Annotated in this window: 17 protein-coding genes; 6 read left to right on the top strand and 11 right to left on the bottom strand. The window is 58.9% G+C overall.

Translation table 11 applies throughout. The features are described from left to right. Nucleotides 1-5: 5 nt before the first annotated feature. Genes ACODSZ_RS17695 through fcl form a run of 11 tightly spaced genes read right to left on the bottom strand, consistent with a single transcriptional unit; the run spans nucleotide 6 to nucleotide 11,363 of the window. Nucleotides 6-1,238 (bottom strand): glycosyltransferase family 4 protein, encoded by a 1,233-nt coding sequence (locus ACODSZ_RS17695; RefSeq protein ID WP_241821374.1) that lies wholly within the window; start codon nucleotides 1,236-1,238, stop codon nucleotides 6-8. A 23-nt stretch (nucleotides 1,239-1,261) separates the two neighbouring features. Continuing rightward, on the bottom strand, nucleotides 1,262-2,545 hold the full coding sequence (locus ACODSZ_RS17690) for an ABC transporter ATP-binding protein (protein ID WP_488928162.1): 1,284 nt from the start codon (nucleotides 2,543-2,545) through the stop codon (nucleotides 1,262-1,264). A gap of 15 nt (nucleotides 2,546-2,560) precedes the next feature. Further along, nucleotides 2,561-3,421, bottom strand: coding sequence for an ABC transporter permease (locus ACODSZ_RS17685; RefSeq protein ID WP_241821372.1), 861 nt, complete (start codon nucleotides 3,419-3,421; stop codon nucleotides 2,561-2,563). 7 nt (nucleotides 3,422-3,428) lie between these two features. Next, nucleotides 3,429-4,358, bottom strand: a complete 930-nt coding sequence (locus ACODSZ_RS17680; protein WP_488928161.1) for an NAD-dependent epimerase/dehydratase family protein — start codon at nucleotides 4,356-4,358, stop codon at nucleotides 3,429-3,431. 2 nt (nucleotides 4,359-4,360) lie between these two features. Further along, the gene (locus ACODSZ_RS17675; protein WP_488928160.1) at nucleotides 4,361-5,281 is read right to left on the bottom strand and encodes a transketolase family protein; all 921 of its coding nucleotides are present in this window, start codon (nucleotides 5,279-5,281) and stop codon (nucleotides 4,361-4,363) included. Continuing rightward, nucleotides 5,278-6,099, bottom strand: coding sequence for a transketolase (locus tag ACODSZ_RS17670; RefSeq protein WP_241821369.1), 822 nt, complete (start codon nucleotides 6,097-6,099; stop codon nucleotides 5,278-5,280). Before ACODSZ_RS17670 ends, ACODSZ_RS17675 begins: the two co-directional genes overlap by 4 nt. Before the next feature lie 15 nt (nucleotides 6,100-6,114). Then, nucleotides 6,115-7,437, bottom strand: coding sequence for a lipopolysaccharide biosynthesis protein RfbH (rfbH, locus tag ACODSZ_RS17665; protein WP_488928159.1), 1,323 nt, complete (start codon nucleotides 7,435-7,437; stop codon nucleotides 6,115-6,117). Between the two features lie 3 nt (nucleotides 7,438-7,440). Then, nucleotides 7,441-8,520, bottom strand: a complete 1,080-nt coding sequence (gene rfbG / locus ACODSZ_RS17660) for a CDP-glucose 4,6-dehydratase (protein WP_488928158.1) — start codon at nucleotides 8,518-8,520, stop codon at nucleotides 7,441-7,443. After that, nucleotides 8,517-9,290, bottom strand: coding sequence for a glucose-1-phosphate cytidylyltransferase (rfbF, locus tag ACODSZ_RS17655; protein WP_241821366.1), 774 nt, complete (start codon nucleotides 9,288-9,290; stop codon nucleotides 8,517-8,519). Before rfbF ends, rfbG begins: the two co-directional genes overlap by 4 nt. 1 nt (nucleotide 9,291) lies before the next feature. Further along, on the bottom strand, nucleotides 9,292-10,395 hold the full coding sequence (gmd, locus tag ACODSZ_RS17650; protein ID WP_488928157.1) for a GDP-mannose 4,6-dehydratase: 1,104 nt from the start codon (nucleotides 10,393-10,395) through the stop codon (nucleotides 9,292-9,294). Beyond that, nucleotides 10,392-11,363, bottom strand: a complete 972-nt coding sequence (gene fcl, locus ACODSZ_RS17645; protein ID WP_241821364.1) for a GDP-L-fucose synthase — start codon at nucleotides 11,361-11,363, stop codon at nucleotides 10,392-10,394. Before fcl ends, gmd begins: the two co-directional genes overlap by 4 nt. A gap of 527 nt (nucleotides 11,364-11,890) precedes the next feature. On the opposite strand from fcl, the gene ACODSZ_RS17640 reads away from it, so the two are divergent. From ACODSZ_RS17640 to waaA, 6 genes are all read left to right on the top strand, one after another. Next, nucleotides 11,891-12,451, top strand: a complete 561-nt coding sequence (locus ACODSZ_RS17640; protein WP_488928156.1) for a sugar transferase — start codon at nucleotides 11,891-11,893, stop codon at nucleotides 12,449-12,451. Between the two features lie 8 nt (nucleotides 12,452-12,459). Continuing rightward, nucleotides 12,460-14,436: a polysaccharide biosynthesis protein gene (locus tag ACODSZ_RS17635; protein ID WP_488928155.1), complete on the top strand. Its 1,977-nt coding sequence runs from the start codon at nucleotides 12,460-12,462 to the stop codon at nucleotides 14,434-14,436. Nucleotides 14,437-14,483: 47 nt separating this feature from the next. After that, nucleotides 14,484-15,860 (top strand): phosphomannomutase/phosphoglucomutase, encoded by a 1,377-nt coding sequence (locus tag ACODSZ_RS17630; protein WP_488928154.1) that lies wholly within the window; start codon nucleotides 14,484-14,486, stop codon nucleotides 15,858-15,860. A 58-nt stretch (nucleotides 15,861-15,918) separates the two neighbouring features. Then, a complete protein-coding gene (gene waaC, locus ACODSZ_RS17625; protein ID WP_488928153.1) occupies nucleotides 15,919-16,896 on the top strand; it encodes a lipopolysaccharide heptosyltransferase I in 978 nt (325 codons plus the stop codon). 166 nt (nucleotides 16,897-17,062) lie between these two features. Then, on the top strand, nucleotides 17,063-17,932 hold the full coding sequence (gene kdoO / locus ACODSZ_RS17620) for a Kdo hydroxylase KdoO (RefSeq protein ID WP_175342829.1): 870 nt from the start codon (nucleotides 17,063-17,065) through the stop codon (nucleotides 17,930-17,932). 1 nt (nucleotide 17,933) lies between these two features. After that, nucleotides 17,934-19,229, top strand: a complete 1,296-nt coding sequence (gene waaA, locus ACODSZ_RS17615) for a lipid IV(A) 3-deoxy-D-manno-octulosonic acid transferase (protein ID WP_488928152.1) — start codon at nucleotides 17,934-17,936, stop codon at nucleotides 19,227-19,229. The last annotated feature ends 258 nt before the right edge of the window (nucleotides 19,230-19,487 follow it).

The raw sequence follows: 19,487 nt of genomic DNA, 5'->3' as shown, positions 1-19,487 counted from the left end.
GACGATCAGAGAAAGCGCCTCAGGACTGGGAAGCGCGCAACGATGCGCTTGAGCAGAGGCGTGCTTTCAATGAAGTAGTCGATGGCAACCTTGTTGAATCGCGAAAAGCGACGCTGCCGATAAGCCGCAGCCTTTTCTATAAATACCTTTTCAAAGTGAGCCGCGACAGGGGCGACGGCATACCTTTCATGAGCGATTTGCCGCGCTTTGTCGCCAAGATCTTTGCGTCGCGTCTCGTTGTTGACCAGTTCGGTGATGGCGCCGGCATATTCATCAACCGTGCGAGTGACGATGCCGGAACCGGCCATGGTACCTACTTGACCATCCGCCTTGCCTTCGATCAGCATGGTGATTGAAGGCAAGGCGTGCATCATTGCTTCCTGGATGACCGTGCCATGCGCCTCGCCGGCACCGCCAGAGTGAGCAAAAATATCGAGGGTATGGAGGAAGCTGGAGACAGCTTCATAATTCTTCGCGATAGGAAGAAAAACCACCTCGACCCCGAGCTCTTCGGCGAGTTTGCGGTACTTCGGGGAGCCACCGACGATCATGAAGCAAGTCGGCTTGTCGAGATGCGGCAATGCTTTCGCGAAGGCACGCAAGGCATGCTCGCCGTAAATATGGTCGTCCTGTCTCTGATGAAACCCGAGCACCACTGTCCGGGGATCAATGCCGAGCTCCTTGCGCAGGTCGCTGACCTCTGCCGGAGCGGGTACGGCGGGATAGATGATGTCGGCCTCGACGGGAAGAGATGCCTTCTTCCAGGTGTCATGAGCCCAGTGGCTGATTGCCGCAGAATAGATGAGATTGGGTGACCGGTCGGCACATCCGAAGATGTTCCATTCGATGACCGGTTCGCGCAAGAGGATAAAAGGATATTCCGGATACCCACCTCGGCTGGCGAAAACCAGATCCGTTTTTACTTTGTTGTACTCATCAAAAAAGGTCGTATTGATCCATGGCTGATATCGGTGAGAGATATCTCGTGTCTGCGTCTGGAATTCGATCACATTGATCCCGTGGCTGCGCATGAGTTCGATATTGCTGTAATCAAGCTCCGGCCAGACAAAGTCGGAATGCAGATCTGGATTGGGCTTGCACCAGAAATAATTGATCGCGAAGCGTTCGGGATCCAGCGCGCATGCCAGGCGGATGGTCTGTCGATGAGCTCCACCATAGGAGAGCCCACCATACATGATCATGGAGATATGGATGCGCTGATCGGATGATTTTTTCACGAGAGGGCGTCTTTCAGATTGCGTCAATACCAATGCTGCGAGATGCGGAAGGGGCCCGCGCTTTCCAGTACATATTCAAATCCCGTTTCTGCATGAGGTTGCGGGAGGACTTCGAAGATCACCGCACGCTCGATGTAATCCCATGCCTCCTGTCCCCACACCCGCAACATCAGGGTCATGTGATATTCGCCTGCGGCCAGTGGCAAGCTTTCTATCCGGCAGTGAATCTGACGGTCGTCGACTGCATAGACCTTGGCATCCAACGCATAGCTGGAGCCATAGGCAAGGGCTTCGCCACGATAGGAAAAGAGGCGCCACTCCAGATTGAATCCTCCCTGCGGCGGCTCTCCCTCCAGATCGACGCTCAGTACGACGCGATCCATGGATTCGATACGCGAGGTGACCTCGCCTTTGCCGTTGTAGAGCGTCGCTTTGGCAATGCGCACCGGATACTTGCTGTTGCCATTGTCAAATTCGAAGATGCCGTCCTTGCGTTCATCATCCTTGTTGATATCGCTGTAGGTCTTGACCGCTGTCTCAACGTCCCCGTCATAGATCACGCGTCCCTTCTCCAGGACCACGCCGCGTGTACAGAGATTGCGGATGGCGCCCATATCATGGCTGACGAAGAGAATGGTCCGGGAATGGTCGCGGGAGATGCCCTGCATCTTGCCGATGCACTTCTTGCGGAAGGATGTGTCGCCTACGGCCAGGACTTCATCGACGATCAGGATCTCCGGTTCAAGATGGGCGGCGATCGAAAAGGCGAGCCGAACCGTCATGCCGGAAGAGTAGCGCTTCACTGGTGTATCAATGAACTTCTCAAGCTCGGAAAAGGCGACGATTTCGTCAAATTTTCCGTCGATTTCTTCCTTGGTCATCCCGAGGATGGTCCCATTCAGGTAGACATTTTCTCTGCCTGTCAATTCGGCGTGGAAACCGGTGCCGACCTCCAGCAAACTGGCAATTCGCCCATTGATGCGGATCTCGCCGCTGCTTGGCGCACTGATGCGGGAGAGCAGCTTGAGCAGCGTGGATTTTCCCGCGCCATTGCGACCGATCACACCGATGATGTCGCCTTTGTTGATGGTGAGCGAAATTTCGTCGAGTGCCTTGAAACGTTGATTCAGATTCCGTTTTCCTGAAGCGGCTTCTTCAAAGACCAGGGCATTCGGATCTGGTCGGCCACGAAGCTTTGCCCACCAGCTTTGCAAGTCGCGGTACAGCGTGCCGTGACCAATAGTGCCCAAGCGATATTCCTTGGAAATGCGATCAATCTCGATAGCGATCTGTGATTTGTCGGTCATACGTATTGCCTTGGTTTAGATCGTGTCGACGAACGTCTTTTCTGCATTGCTGAACAGCTTGGCACCGGTGACGGCAAGCAGGCTGGTAATGACCAGACCGGCCACGATGGCCGGAATGAAGATCTGGCCGTTGCCGAGGAATGCGAAGCGGAAGATTTCAATCGGCGCCGACATGGGGTTCAATGCCAGCGCCCATTTGAGTCGCTCAGGGGCCTGCGACATCGGATACACAATCGGAGTCGCATACATCCAAAGCTGTACACCGAAAGTGACCATGAAGGCCAGGTCACGGTATTTGGTGGTCAGGGCCGATACCGTCAGACCGATCGAGATCGCCAGTGTCGCCACGTAGGCCAGCAGCAATGGTACGGCCAGAATCGCCCACCAATGGAAATGGATGGTAGCGCCTGTGGCGGCGTAATAGGCGAGGAATCCGAGAAAGGTGACGAACTGGATGCCGAAGGAAAACACCTTGCTGATGACAATGGACACCGGAACGGACAGCCGCGGAAAGTAGACCTTGGAGAAGACGGCCTGTTGCTCCACGAAGATCGTCGAGGTCTTTTCGATGCAGGAGGACAGATAGGTCCACAGGATGATGCCTGACATGTAGAACAGGAATGGCGGGATCCCATCGGTCGGAATATTGGCAATGCGTCCGAAAATCACCGTGAAGACCAGGGTCGTCATCAGCGGCTGGATGAAGAACCACAGCGGACCCAGTATGGTCTGCTTGTAGAACGTCACGAAATCGCGGCGTACGAAGAGATAGATCAGATCACGCGCCTTCCAAAGCTCGCGCATGCGCGATATGGAACGATTCGCGTTGGCATCGATGACGGTAGTCCAGCGGTTGTCGGTATGAGGAGTATTCATCTGTACATCAGGTCTGGGAAAGGAGTTGATCAACAGTGTTGGTGACTGCTGAGAGCGAATCGAGCCGGGGCAGATATCCGAACTCGGCGGCTTTCCGGTTTTCTGAAAAATAATGGGGTTTGATGCCCGTTGCATTGATGCCCGCAGGCTGGTCGACCAAGCGATAGCGCAGTTGGAAACGCTTGCTCAGATGATCCAGTAACTGCATCTTGCCCACGGGGGCGAGGCTGTAGGCATCGACGGCGATATTGCAGGCGGGATGCTGGAGCACACTGCAAATCAGCGCAAAGAGATCTGCAGGGCTGATGTAATCTCGATAGATATCCTGGCTTGAGGTTTCCAGGAGATGCCCCTGAGCCAGCGCACGGACGATGTCAGCCAGCAGGAAGCGGCTGTTCATGTCCAGGCTGGGACTGACGTAACTGAACACCCTGATGTCGCAGATGCCCAGGTCCGGTCTGGCACGGTGTCGGCATTCGGTCTGGAACTTGGCCAGTCCGTACCAATGGCGCTGGTCCAGTGCGTTGATCGGGAAGCTGGCGACGGTGGCGTGTCGAGCCGGAAGTTCGAAGTCGGAGCCATAGGCCGCGCCGCTGCTCAGAAACACGTAGCGACAACCGGGATGCTGATGCAGGTAGGCCAGCACCATGTCATCGTATCGTGTCGTCAGATCCAGGATGTTTGCCCCCAACGCTGCGGCGCGTGCCGGACTGCCGGCACCGATGAAATTGAGGACTACATCGAACGCGGGGCGTTGCGTCCATTCGCTGAGACTGCGGGCAGCAGGTACCGTATGCGGTCCGGTTTTCTGCCGCCAGGCTTCATCGGTATCGAGGTCGCGCAGGAAACGCTCCAGTTGCACGCCGGACGTTGCTGCAAACAAGGGCGCCAGATCGCGCGCAATCTGGCTGGATGCGCCTAGAAAAGCGATGCGCATGATCAGGCTCCTTGAAGCAATGCTTCAAGGCGATGGCGCACGGAATCGTCGTCAATGCCGTGTTCCTTGAGCAGGTAGGCGTGCGTGCCGCAGTGTTCGGAAAAACGATCCTCCACGCCTATGCGCACTACGCGGGTCGGCGCCATGGCACAGGCGATTTCACTGACCAGTGACCCCAGTCCTCCGATGACCGAATGCTCTTCCAGCGTGACGACACAGGTACTGTTCCTGCACAGGGCGGCAATCTGCTCTGCTGGAGCCGGCTTGAGGCAAGGGGCGCTCCAGACAGAGAACTGCGGAAAGACCTCCTGTGTCAGCCGCAGGGCCGTGACCACCATGGATCCAGTGGCTACAAGCACGGGTGCTGCGGCGTGGCCCTGTTTGAGCGGAAGCCATCGGCCCGCGTGGGTGTCTGACAAGGGAGCGTCGTGGACGTCGCCGCGGTCGCTCTTGCCCATGCGCAGATAGACAGGTCCGCTCGCAGCATAGGCCATCTGCATGCAAAGCTTCATTTCGAAGCGGTCGGCAGGGGAGTAAATGGCCAGGTTGGGAATGGCGCGGGTGCAGGCGATGTCCTCGGTGGACTGGTGACTCGTGCCAAGATGGCTGTACACGAAGCCAGCGCCATCCCCGAGGAAGACGACCGGGAGCTTGTCGTGCGCCACATCGATCTTGATCTGTTCCAGTACGCGTACCGGGACGAAGGCGCTCAAGCCATAGACAAAAGGACGAAATCCTGCTTTGGCGAGCCCCGCTGCCATGCCCACCATGTTTTGCTCCGCGATCCCGGCGTTGATGTACTGGTCGGGACATTCGCGACGGAAGCTGTCAAACAGGGCATACCCGTGATCTCCCGTCAGCAGAAGTACGCGGGGATCGGCCTTGGCCAATGCAAGCAGGGCTTCGCTGAACGCAGCTCTCATGCTTTTCCTTCGGATAACTGCTGGATCGCCCGGGCATAGCTTTCCGCATCCAGGCGTGTGTAATGCCAGCGATTGTCATGTTCCATGAAGCTTACGCCGCGCCCCTTGACCGTGCGGGCCACCAGGGCCTTGGGCGCTCTGGAAGTGCTGTTCCTCAGTGCTTCCAGGCGGGCGTGGATCTGTGCTTCGTCGTGTCCGTCGACCGACATGGTTTCGAACCCGAAGCTGATGAATTTGCTTTCGATCGATCCGAGGTCAATGACTTCCTCGGTCTTGCCCATGGCCTGGAAACCGTTGGCGTCGATGAGCACGGTCAAGTCCTTGAGCTGGTGATGTGCCGCAAACATGGCCGCTTCCCAGATCGTGCCTTCGTTGAGTTCGCCGTCACCCAGCAAGACAAAGGTACGTTGACCGGTTTGGTCCAGCTTGGCGGCCAGAGCAAGTCCGACGCCTACGGAGAAGCCATGACCCAAGGATCCGGAAGTTACTTCGAGGCCCGGTACGCGTGAGTCGGACAATCCCTTGAGAAGCGATCCGTCGGAGAAATAGTTTTCGATATCATGACGCGACAGCCACTGCCTTTCCAGCATGCAGGCGTATTGCGCCATGACACCATGTCCCTTGCTGAGAATCAGGAAGTCACGTGCCGCGTGCTCCGGATCGTTATCGGGATAGCGCAGGTGCGAACGGTACAGCACAGCCAGCAGTTCAATGATCGAGAACGCGCAGGCAATATGCACGGTAGAGCCCGCGTAGGCCATCTCCAGCACGGTGCGCCTCAATTGAGAGGCGTTGAAGGTGGCGGTACTCGGGCTCACGGTTGTTTCCATATTTCAGAAATTGACGCCCAGGAACTGCTCGATCCTGTCCGCCGCATAGTCCAGCATCGCCTGGTCCAGCGCAGGTTGAACGCCGATCCAGAAGGTATTGTTCATCACGATGTCGGTATTGGTGAGTTCGCCGCTGACACGATACTGGCGGCCCTCCATGTAGGGCTGGCGTGTCAGGTTGCCGGCAAACAGCAGTCGGGTTCCTACTTTTTGCTGGTCCAGGTAGGTCAGCAGGTCCACGCGGCTTACCGGCGCATTTTCGCGCAAGGTGATCGGAAATCCGAACCACGAGGGCTGACTGTTCTCGGTCGCCTCCGGAAGAATCAGGAACTCGGCGCAGCTTTGCAGGCGCTGTTTCAGATGGGCGAAGTTTGCCTTGCGCTTTTGGATGAAGAGAGGCGCCTTGGCCAACTGTGCTAGACCGCAGGCAGCCTGCATATCGGTGATCTTGAGGTTGTACCCCAGATGACTGTAGGTGTACTTGTGGTCGTAGCCTTCGGGCAGACGGCCCATTTTCCAGCAGAAGCGCTTGCCGCAGGTATTGTCCTTGCCCGGGGGGCAGTAGCAATCCCGTCCCCAGTCACGGAAACTTTCGGCGATCTGCTTGAGCTCGGGATTGTTGGTAAAGACGGCACCGCCTTCACCCATCGTGATGTGGTGCGCGGGATAGAAACTGAGCGTACCTATATCGCCAAAGGTCCCCACCATCTTGCCGTCATAGGTCGACCCGAGCGCATCGCAGCAATCCTCGATCAGCCACAGCTTGTATTTCTTGCACAACGCAGTGATCACCGACAGGTTGTAGGGATTACCCAGCGTATGCGCCAGCATGATGGCCTTGGTACGCGGTGTGATGGCGGCCTCGATCTTCGAGGCATCGATGTTGTATGTTCCCAGTTCCACATCGACGAACACCGGGACCGCACCAAATTGCAGGATCGGGTTGACCGTGGTGGGGAAGCCGGCAGCCACGCCGATAACCTCGTCGCCCTGTGTGATGGCGCGGGCGCCAAGTTTGGGAGAGGTCAGCGTCGAGAAAGCGACCAGATTGGCCGACGAGCCTGAATTGACGGTAATGAGGTAGTCGACACCGATGAACTTCGCCAACGCCGCTTCAAACTGGTCGTTGAAGCGGCCGGTCGTCAGCCATCCATCCAGAGATGCCTCGACCATCATCTTGAGCTCGGCGCCGTCGATCAGCTTGCCGGATGGAGGAATCGCCGTTACCCCGGGTTCAAATGACTTGGGTGCCAGCGCCAGGGCTGCGTATTCGTCGACCAGAGCAGCGATCTGCTGGCGGATCAGTAGAGTTTTGGCTTGTTGCATGACTTAATCTGCGTGGGTAAGCGATCCGTAATGGCGGATCTGGTCCAAGGTGAGCGCACGGACATCGGCGCCCTGCATACGTTGTCTAGCCCACTCTACGGTGAGTTTCAAGGCGTCTTCCAGTCGCAGTCGGGGTTGCCAATTCAATGCCTGCATGGCGTTGGTACTGTCCAGACGAAGTTGCCCAGCCTCATGGTGTTGCTGGGAGGCTGTATTGACCCAGCTGGCACCTTCGCCCCAGAGCGCCGTCATTTTTTCCGCAATCCACGATACGGGACGCGCATCTTCTGCGCGAGGGCCGAAGTTCCAGGGCTGGGCGAAGCGAGGGCCTTGCTCATGCAGCAGTTCGGCCAAGCGGAGATAGCCCGTGATGGGCTCCAGGACATGCTGCCAGGGGCGCACCGACGACGGTGACCGGATGCCCGCAGCTTCGCCACGCGTGAAGGCAGCCACGATATCCGGGATCAGCCGGTTGTCGGCCCAGTCGCCGCCACCGATGACATTGCCCGCGCGTGCCGTGGCGACGGCAACGCCGTGACGGTCGAACGTTTCCGTGCTGAAGAACGAATCGCGGAAGCAGGCGCTGACAAGCTCCGAGCACGCCTTGCTGTTGCTGTACGGGTCATGACCGCCCAAACGTTCATTTTCCCGATATGGCCAGGACCACTCGCGGTTCTCGTAGCATTTGTCAGTAGTGACATTCACCACGGCACGCACGCCGCCTGACTGCCGCACTGCTTCCAGCACATGCACCGTACCCATGACATTGGTTGCGTAGGTTTCTACGGGATTGCTGTACGAATAGCCGACCAGGGGCTGCGCAGCCAAATGCAGCACGATTTCCGGACGCGACTGCTGCATGGCGTCCTGCAGGCTTGCCAGATCCCGTATGTCACCGATGATCGAACGCATGCCAGTGGCGACCGACGCCTCTTCAAACAAGCTGGGCTGGGTCGGAGGCGGCAATGCAAAGCCGGTCACTTCGGCCTCTGCTTCCTGCAACATCAGGCTTAGCCAGCTTCCCTTGAAGCCCGTATGGCCGGTCAGGAACACCCTGCGGCCGGCCCAGAATTGGCGGTTCATGACCATACCTTCCAGGGGGCATTGCCACTGCGCCACAAGCTCTCAAGGAAATTCTTGTCCCGCAGGGTGTCCATGGGCTGCCAGAAGCCCTCATGACGGAATGCGGACAGCTCGCCCTGTGTCGACAGGGCTTCCAGCGGTTCGGCTTCCCAGACAGTACTGTCTCCCTCGATCAGGTCAATTACCTTTGGCGAGAGCACGAAGAAGCCGCCATTGATCATGCCGCCATCCCCCTTGGGCTTTTCCTTGAAACTGCGGACCTTGTTTTCGGCAAGATCCAGTGCGCCGAAGCGTCCCGGGGGGTAGGTCGCTGTCAGTGTCGCCAGCGTATTCTGTGCACGATGGAAAGCCAGCAACTGCGCTATGTCGACGTTGCCCACACCATCGCCATAGGTAAAGAAGAAGGCTTCCTCGTCCTGCAGGTAGGGCGCAGCGCGTTTGAGGCGTCCACCGGTCATCGTGTCGATGCCGGTGTTGAGCAAGGTAATGCGCCAGGGCTCGGCATAGCGGTGCAGCACTTCCATGCTGTTCTGGCTTAAATCCAGCGTCACATCCGACATATGCAGGAAGTAATTGGCGAAATACTCCTTGATCACGTAACCCCGGTAGCCGCAGCAGATGATGAAGTCATTCACGCCGAAGTGGGAATAGATCTTCATGATGTGCCAAAGAATCGGCATGCCGCCTACCTCTACCATTGGCTTGGGTTTGATATCGGTCTCTTCCGAGATGCGCGTGCCGAGCCCGCCGGCCAAGATGACTGCTTTCATCTCATTCCGTGCTGACAGTTATTTCGAAGCCGTGCTGCTTGAGCAGCGCGTGTTGTTTGGCTTGCGAGAGGTCGTAAGCCACCATTTCCTCGACCATCTGGTCGACGGTGATTTCAGGCGTCCATCCGAGCTTTTCCTTGGCCTTGGTGGGGTCTCCCAGCAGGGTCTCGACTTCCGTCGGGCGGAAATAACGCGGGTCGATCCGTACAATCGCTCTATCATGCCAGTAGCCGACTTCATCGACACCCTGGCCTTTCCAGGTCAGCTGCATGCCCAGCGCGGCGGCGGTCTTCTCGATAAACGCGCGTACACTGATCTGCACACCGGTCGCAATGACGAAGTCTTCCGGCTGCTCCTGCTGCAGCATGAGCCACTGCATGCGCACATAGTCACGTGCATGGCCCCAGTCGCGCAGAGCATCGATGTTGCCCATGTACAGGCATTCTTCCAGACCCTGGCTGATGTTGGCCAAGCCACGGGTTATCTTGCGGGTGACGAAGGTTTCGCCGCGACGAGGGCTCTCGTGGTTGAACAGAATGCCGTTGCAGGCATAGATTCCATAGGCTTCGCGATAGTTGACCGTGATCCAGTAGGCGTACATCTTGGCCACGGCATAGGGACTGCGCGGATAGAATGGCGTGGTCTCGCGTTGTGGCGTTTCCTGCACCAGACCATAGAGCTCACTTGTGCTGGCCTGATAAAAGCGGGTTTTTTTCTCGAGACCCAGGATGCGGATGGCCTCCAGTATGCGCAAGGTGCCAATGGCATCGACATCGGCGGTATATTCCGGGCTTTCGAAGCTGACCGCCACGTGACTTTGCGCTCCCAGATTGTAGATCTCGTCCGGTTGCGTTTCCTGGATGATGCGAATCAGATTGCTGGTGTCGCTCAGGTCTCCATAGTGCAATTTGAAATTGCTGTTTTCAATATGCGGATCCTGATAAATGTGATCGATGCGCTGCGTGTTGAACAGACTTGCGCGACGCTTGATGCCATGGACGATGTAGCCCTTTTCAAGCAAGAACTCTGCAAGGTACGAGCCATCCTGACCTGTGACGCCCGTGATCAGGGCAACTTTGCGCATCGATTGGGAAGAGGTTGTCATGCCGAATAGACTTTCAGAAATTCACGATAGGTAATGTTGAGTCCTTGCCGCAGATCGATCTTGGCGTTCCAGCCCAGTGAACTGAGGCGGGAACTGTCCATCAGCTTGCGAGGCGTGCCATCAGGCTTGCTGGCATCGAACCTCAGTTCGCCGGTGTAACCCACGGTCTGCGCGACCAGTGTTGCCAGTTCACGAATGCTGACATCGCTTCCATAGCCCACATTGATATGACTGAGCATGGGGCTGGTGTGACGCTGGTATTGCTCCGCCGAAAGCTGCATGACGTGCACGCAGGCCGCGGCCATGTCATCAACATAGAGGAATTCGCGCATCGGTGTCCCGCTGCCCCACACTACCACCTCCGGGCTGTCGTTCAGCTTGGCCTCATGGAAGCGACGGATCAGGGCCGGGATCACGTGCGAATTCTCCGGATGATAATTGTCCCCCTCGCCATAAAGGTTGGTCGGCATGACGCTGCGGTAGTCGATCTGATGCGAGGCACCGTACTGGCGGTTGTAGCTTTCGCAGAGCTTGATGCCGGCAATCTTGGCAATGGCATAGGGCTCGTTGGTTGGCTCCAGCTGGCCGGTCAGCAACGCTTCTTCCTTGATCGGCTGCGCCGCCAGTTTGGGGTAGATGCAGCTGGATCCGAGGAACAGCAGCTTCTTGACCCCGGCACGGAAGGCCGAATCGATGACATTGGCCTGGATCATGAGATTCTGGTGAATGAACTCAGCCGGAAATGTATTGTTGGCGTAGATGCCGCCCACCTTGGCCGCAGCGAGGTAGACCTCGTCGGGACGTTGCTGATCGAAGAAATCCTTGACGGCCTGCTGGTTGGTCAGGTCCAGTTCCGCATGGGTGCGGACGACGATGTTGGCTTGCCCGGCGGCAAGCAGCTGGCGAATGATGGCGGAGCCGACCATGCCCCGGTGCCCGGCTACGTAAATCTTTTTGCTGGCTGTCATAGCAGAAGTGCTCATAACGTTGGATGGAAGAGGACGCAGTCAAATCGTTCGCGTCCAGACCCGGATCAATTCAGTTGCACTAGAGTTCGATGCTGGCTGTTGGGCTCATCTGATGCCTTCAGCCACTTTGCCTTTTCTTGCAGATTATCTACCCCCGACATTCTCGGCTGCGATACGCTGGAAATACATATCGCGCCGCCCGGTCTGCTGTAATTTTTCGCAAATGCCGGCTCGCATGAGCGCCAGCGTCCTGATGACGGCGCCGGCCGCCACGATTCGCGCCGTACGACCTCTCGGCTTATAATTTCCGCGGCGCACAAGTGCGACGGAGTCGCGTTGAGTCATCACACAAATACTCATTTGCCGGGAAGGCTGGCTAAACATTATATTGTATCATACGGGTCTTCCCAATGAGCGATCGCTTGCTTCGATGCAATATTGGATATATGTTGGACATCTTGCTTCCTGTTCCTTTTTGCATATCCGCCACGGCTACACGACAATAAGTTTTTAACGAGAACGGAATCATGAAGCGATCTTTTGATGTTGTTGCTGCTGTTGTTGCTGCTGTTCTGCTCCTTGTTCCTTGCATTGTTGTCTATCTGTTGGTCATCATGACATCCCCCGGTCCCGCCATTTATTGGTCTGATCGCGTGGGTCGCAACAACAAGATTTTTCGCATGCCCAAATTCCGCACGATGCGCGTCAATACACCGGCGGTGGCGACCCACCTGCTCGCGGATCCGGCATCTCACCTCACTCCGATTGGCGGCTTTCTGCGCAAGACCAGCCTGGATGAGCTGCCGCAACTATGGTGCATTCTGCGGGGAGAAATGAGCTTTGTCGGGCCGCGCCCTGCCTTGTTCAATCAGGATGATCTGATCCGGATGCGCACCGCCGCGGGCGTTTCCGAGCTCACTCCGGGGCTGACGGGCTGGGCCCAGATCAATGGGCGGGACGAGTTGCCAATTGATGTGAAGGTCCAGTACGACGTGGAGTATCTGTCCAGACAGAGCTTCCGCTTCGATCTTTATATCATTTGGGAGACTGCGCGCAAGGTAATCAGCCGCAGTGGCGTATCTCACTAAGCCGGCTCATGCGACAAAAAATCATTCATCTGCCTCGTACTACCAAGCAAGGTATCGCCATCGCGGTAGATATTTTCATTTGTATCCTTTCGACCTGGATCGCTTTTTCACTGCGTCTGGATACCTTGCATTTTCCTGAAGGTTATCAATGGCACGCCTATCAGGTTGCGCCATTGTTCTCGTTGCCTATCTTCCTGCGCTTCGGGTTGTATCGCGCGGTATTCCGCTACACCGGGATCGCGGCCATGGTCTCCATTGCCAAGGCAGTGGCCGTCTACGGTGCAGCCTATTTCACGTTCCTGGTTTGGATGGGTTTGCCTGGGGTGCCGCGGTCGGTAGGCATCCTGCAACCTTTGCTGATGTTTTCGATGGTGGGCGGGACCCGCGCCTTCGCCCGCTTGTGGCTCAGTCAGGCTGACGGTGAGTTCAATGGGCAGCGGCCCTCGCGCATGCTCATCTACGGCGCCGGTTCTGCCGGCGCGCAGATTGCAGACGTGCTGCATCGACGTCGGCAGTTCCAGGTCATCGGTTTCCTGGATGATCAGCCGGAAATGGCCGGAAAGCTGATCAACAGTCTCAAGGTCTACCCGGCCTCCGAGGTCGAGCGCGTCATTGGCTTGTTCGCCGTGACGGATGTGCTGCTTGCCGTGCCGTCGGCGTCACGTGCGCGGCGTAACGAGATCATCGAGCAGTTGCGCAAATTCCACGTGCATGTGAGCTCATTGCCGGATCTTTCCGATCTTGCCAAGGGGCGTATCAAGGTAGCGGATATCCATGAACTCGATATCATCGATCTGCTTGGCCGTGAGCCGGTCGCGCCCAATCTGGCCCTCATCAGCCGAAACATCAGCGAGAAGGTTGTCCTTGTCACTGGTGCCGGGGGGAGCATCGGAAGCGAACTTTGCCGCCAGATCATCGCGGCTCAGCCCAGTCATCTGCTGCTGCTGGATCACAACGAATTCAGTCTGTACAGCATTCATCAGGAACTGCACAAGGAGGTCGTGAATCTCGGGGCTGACATCCAGTTGATTCCCTTGCTTGGCAGCATCAAGGACTACGATCGCATCGAACAGATCTGCCGTACCTGGCGACCACGCACCATCTATCATGCCGCCGCCTACAAGCACGTGCCGCTGGTGGAGCATAATCCCGCCGAGGGTATTCGCAACAACGTTCTGGGTACCTACAATGTGGCGCGTGCAGCCATCGTATGGGGTGTGCAGGACTTCGTGCTGGTGAGCACCGACAAGGCGGTGCGTCCGACCAATATCATGGGTGCGACCAAGCGTGTGGCCGAGATGATCCTGCAGGCGTTGGCCAGCAACCCTGCCGTATGCCTCAGCCTGGACGACAGCCAGGAGGAAACTTGCCAGGTTCAGACGCGCTTTTCCATGGTGCGTTTCGGCAACGTGCTGGACTCCTCAGGGTCGGTGGTACCTCTGTTCAGGCAGCAGATCAGCGCAGGCGGCCCGATCACGCTGACAGACCGTGAGGTCACGCGGTACTTCATGACTATTCCCGAGGCGGCGCAACTGGTCATCCAGGCCGCTGCCATGGCCGAAGGCGGCGACGTCTTCTTGCTGGAAATGGGCGAGCCGATCAAGATCATCGATCTGGCCTACCGGATGGTGCAACTGTCCGGGTTGACGGTCCGTGACGAGCACTATCCGCAGGGTGATATCGAAATTCAGGTGACCGGCCTGAGGCCGGGGGAAAAGCTTTACGAAGAACTTCTCATCGGAGAGAATGCCAAACGCACCGCGCATCCCCGTATCTTGCGCGCGCACGAGGAGCACCTGCGATGGCCGGAGTTGAAGGTCCATCTCGCGCAACTCATGACGTTGCTGGAAGCCAATGATGTCGATGCGATCCGCAGTCTGTTGGCAACACTGGTGACGGGATATGAGCCGGCTGGGGAGATCGTGGATTGGATCAACAACGCCGAGTTGCAATCGAGCGAGAGCAGCGCCAGCCTTCCTGCCTGACTTGTTTTCATCTTCCTTCATGTACTCCTGACGTATTGATCTCATCAATGACCCTCCTTTCCAACACCATCTTCAAAGCCTACGACATCCGCGGCATCATCGACAAAACCCTGGATGACCAGGTCGCCTTCCAGATCGGCCAGGCCTTCGGTGCAGCCGCCCTGGCCCGGGGCCAGAAGAAAGTCGTGATCGGTCGTGACGGTCGTCTCTCCGGCCCCTCGCTCTCGGCCGCGCTGGCCAAGGGTCTGCAGGCAGTCGGCGTGGACGTGATCGATCTGGGCATGGTCGCGACCCCCATGGTCTATTTCGGTACCCACGTGCTGGATACGCAGTCGGGCATCATGGTTACCGGCAGCCACAATCCGCCGGACTACAACGGTTTCAAGATGGTGCTGGCTGGTGAGGCCATCCACGGCGAGACCATCCAGGCCCTGTACCACGCCATCGTCAAGGGCGAATTCCCGCAGGGCGCCGGCAGCTACAGCACGCACGACATCAAGGCGACCTACATTGCCCGCATGATTTCGGATGTGAAGCTGGCCCGTCCGCTGAAGATCGCCGTCGACTGCGGCAACGGCGTGGCCGGTGCCTTCGCCGGCGAAATCTACCGCGCCCTGGGGTGTGATGTCACCGAACTGTTCTGCGAAGTCGATGGCAACTTCCCCAACCACCACCCCGATCCGGCCCATCCGGAAAACCTGCAGGATCTGATCCGCTGCCTGCAGGAAACCGACAACGAACTCGGCCTGGCCTTCGATGGCGACGGCGATCGCCTGGGCCTGGTGACCAAGGACGGCCAGATCATCTATCCGGACCGCCAGCTGATGCTCTTCGCTGAAGACGTGCTGACCCGCAACCCGGGCAAGGAAATCCTCTACGACGTCAAGTGCACCCGCCACCTCGCCCCCTGGATCACCGCGCGCGGCGGCCAGCCGCTGATGTGGAAGACCGGCCACTCCCTGGTCAAGGCCAAGCTGCGTGAAACCGGGGCCCCGCTGGGCGGCGAGATGAGCGGCCATATCTTCTTCAAGGATCGCTGGTTCGGCTTCGACGACGGCCTCTATGCGGGCGTGCGCATGCTGGAACTGATGGCCCGCCAGAGCGACCCCTCGGCCGTGCTCAATGCCCTGCCGCAATCGGTCAGCACCCCGGAACTGCAACTGAAGCTGCAGGAAGGCGAGAACTTTGCCCTCATCGGCAAGCTGCAAAGCGATGCCAGGTTCGATGGCGCCCAGGACATCATCACCATCGATGGTCTGCGCGTGGAATACCCGGACGGCTTTGGTCTGGCCCGTTCATCCAACACCACGCCGGTGGTGGTGCTGCGCTTCGAGGCCGAGACGCCGGAGGCTCTGGAGCGCATCCAGGGAGAATTCCGCAAGGTCATCCTGGCCGCCCGTCCCGATGTGACGCTGCCGTTCTGACCAGCCGATGAGGTAAGATGCTGGCCCACCATTAAAGTCACGCCAACGTGGGTCAGCCTTGAAAATTCTTATCGTCCGTGTCTCCTCGCTGGGAGATGTCGTCCACAACATGCCGATGGTGGCGGACATCCATCGTCATTTCCCCGGTGCCCAGATCGATTGGGTCGTCGAAGAAGGCTACACCAGCCTGGTCGGCCTCAACCGCCATGTGCACCAGATCATCCCCATCGCCCTGCGTCGCTGGCGCAAGACCCTCTTCTCGACAGCGACTCGCGCCGAGATCGGGGCCTTCCGGCGGCAACTGCAGGCCGAGCGCTATGACGTCGTCTTCGATACCCAAGGCCTGCTCAAAACCAGTGTGGTGATGCGTATGGCCCGCCTGGCCCCCAAGGGCCGTCGGATCGGCCTGGCCAATGCGACCGAAGGTTCTGGATATGAAGCTCTCTCCCGAATCTTCCACGACCAGAGCATCCCGGTCGGCCTGCGTACCCATGCCGTCACGCGTGCCAGGCTGGTGGCGGCGGGCGCGCTGGGCTATCGGCTGGAGGGGCCGCCCGACTTTGCCCTGCAGCCGCCGGACCCGGCGCGATGGGCCTGGATGCCGGAGCAGCCATATGTCGTGTTCCTGCATGGTACCGCCCGTGCCGCCAAGCAATGGCCGCAGGACCGTTGGATCGCGCTGGGGCAGGCCCTGGCCGGGCGCGGCTTGCCGGTTCTGCTGCCCTGGGGCAATGCCCGGGAGCAGGAGGCCGCCCGCCAGCTGGCCGCAGGTATCCCCGGCGCGATCGTGTTGCCGGCACTGCCGATGATGCAAGCCGTGGCCCTGGTGCAGCAGGCGCGCCTGGTGATCGGCCTCGATACCGGACTGACTCATATCGCTGCCGCCTACGGCAAGCCCACAGTCGAGCTCTACTGTGACTCGCCGCGCTGGAAGACCGAGGGCAACTGGTCCCCGGCTATCGTCAACCTGGGTGATCTGGGGGCGTCTCCACGTGAAGAAGACGTGTTGCGCACCGCGCTGGAGCTGTTGTCCTGAGTTTTATCGTCCCTTGGGAGTCACTTGGGCATGTGTTGAAACAGATCAAACGCTCCGCGCAAAGCATCAATTTTGCGTGACAAGCCGCATCTGGCCTGCCTTCCAGGCGTGCCAGGGCCAAGCTGTCGGCCACACGGGTAGGGCGCTTGCGGGCATAATACGCGCCATGGAATCGCAAATTATCGAGATTGGCCTGACCGAATGGCAGGTCGAGCATCCCAATGAGGACTGGATCACTGCACTGGAAGCCGGGAAGGTGCTGTATTTCCCGCAGTTGGCTTTCCAGCTCATGGAGTCCGAGCGCAAGCTGCTGGATCCGGCCGTGCGCGCCCCCAAGTCGCGCAACATCAGCCTTGACGCGCGGGGGCACATCAAGGGGGCTGCCGGTGGAGCCGAGCAGCAGCTGGCGCTGGCGGCGATGATCGGGCGCTTCCGCGAGCAGGCGCTGTCGCTGGTGCACACGCTGCTGCCCAAGTACCGTGATGCCTTGCGCATTGCACCGACCAGCTATCGTCCGATGCAGGTGGAGACACGCGCCCAGTCCTGGCGTGCCGATGACCGCCGCATGCACGTGGACGCCTTTCCCTCGCGTCCCAATTACGGTGAACGTATCCTGCGCGTCTTCACCAATGTGAACCCCGATGGCGTGCCGCGCGTCTGGCGCGTGGGCGAGCCCTTCGAGACGGTGGCCCGGCGCTTTCTGCCACGCGCCAAGCCTTACGTGCGCTGGCAGGCCAGTGTGCTCAAGGCGCTGCACGTGACCAAGTCCTTGCGTAGCCAATACGATCACCTCATGCTGCAACTGCATGATGGCATGAAGAGCGACATGCAGTACCAGCAGGACGCCCAGCAGGTCACCATGCCCTTTGCCGCGGGCTCAGTCTGGATCTGTTTCTCGGACCAGGCCTCGCACGCGGTCATGTCGGGCCAGTACATGATGGAGCAGACCCTGCACCTGGCACCGGGACAGCAATACGACCCGCAATCCAGTCCGCTGGCCATCCTGACGCGCCTGGTCGGCCATCCTCTGGTCTGAGATGCGGCTGCTGTATTCCCTCGTCTGGTGGCTGGTGCTGCCTCTGGTGCTGCTGCGCCTGTGGCGGCGCGGCCGCAAGGAGCCCGGTTACCGGGCGCATGTGGCGCAACGCCTGGGTTTTTATTCGCACGATGCGCGCCTGTCTGATCCGCAGGCTCGGTTCATCTGGGTACACGCGGTCTCGGTCGGGGAGACCCGTGCCGCCGAACCGCTCATCGATGCCCTGCTGCAGCGCTATCCGCAGCACTCCATTCTGCTGACCTGCATGACGGCCACCGGCCGCGCCACGGGGGCTCAGCTCTATGGCAAGCACGGGGCGCGCGTGGTGCAGAGTTTCCTGCCCTACGACACGGGGTGGATGTGCGCGCGTTTCCTGCGCCACTTCCGTCCGGTCGTGTGCGTGCTGATGGAAACCGAGGTCTGGCCCAATCTGATCGAACAGTGTCGCCGCCATCACGTGCCGGTGATGCTGGCCAATGCCCGCCTGTCGGAACGTTCGCTGCGGCGAGGATTGCGCTTTGCCGCGTTGCTGCGTCCGGCGGCCGAGGCCATCGACAGGGTCGCCGCCCAGTCAGCCGCCGATGCCGAACGTTTGCGTGCCTTTGGTGCAGGCCATGTGGAAGTGACCGGCAGTCTCAAGTTTGATGTCCAGCCTCCGGTCGAGATGGTCGAGCGCGGGTTGGCATGGAAGCGGGCGCTCGGCGGGCGCAAGATATTGCTGTGCGCCAGTACCCGTGAGGGCGAGGAAGCCTTGATTCTGGATGCGCTCGCCAAGCTGGGGCAGACCGACTGGCTGACGGTGATCGTTCCGCGCCATCCTCAGCGCTTTGATGAGGTGGCCGGAATGATTCTGGCGCATGGCTTGCGGCTGCGTCGGCGCGCCGAGCTGGAGCAGCACAACGATTGGAGTCAGGTTGATGTCGTGCTGGGAGACTCGATGGGTGAAATGTTCGCCTATTACGCCTTGTGTGATGTGGCCTTCATCGGCGGCAGTCTCCTCCCGCTGGGTGGACAGAACCTGATCGAGGCGCTGTCACTGGGCAGGCCGGTCCTCATTGGTGTGCATACCTTCAATTTCCAGCGCATCACCGAGGACGCCATCGACGCCGGCGCGGCCTTGCGCATTGAGAATGCGGCCACCTTGTTGCGTCAGTGGACCGCCCTGGTGACCGATGAGGAGCGCATGACCCGAGTGGCGGACGCCGCTGTCGCCTTTGCTCAACGTCACCAGGGGGCGACCGCGCGTAGCCTGGCATTGTTGGCCCCCCTCGTGAATGAGGCTCAAGTTCGTCGATAGGCCTCGACGGTTGCCTTGAGCGCGTCGTCGACCGATACCGGCGGCGTCGTAAGGTGGAACGGCACGCAGGCGTGGGAAGGCGGCGTTAATGTCGCCGCGCCACGCATCTAATACAGGCGGACCGTAGGCCGGGCAATCACCACCAAGCACTGTGAGCAGGGGGTAGCCCCGTGTTCCAGGACCTGCCTGCTAAATTATTTTCAATTATTTTTCAAAAAGTGCTTGCGTGGTGTGGAGGGCATTGCTATAGTTCGCCCC

The sequence above is a fragment of the Herbaspirillum sp. FG34 genome, from assembly GCF_057809315.1.
Note: the sequence above shows the minus strand (reverse complement) of the source record. Positions and strands in the feature narration are given on the sequence as shown.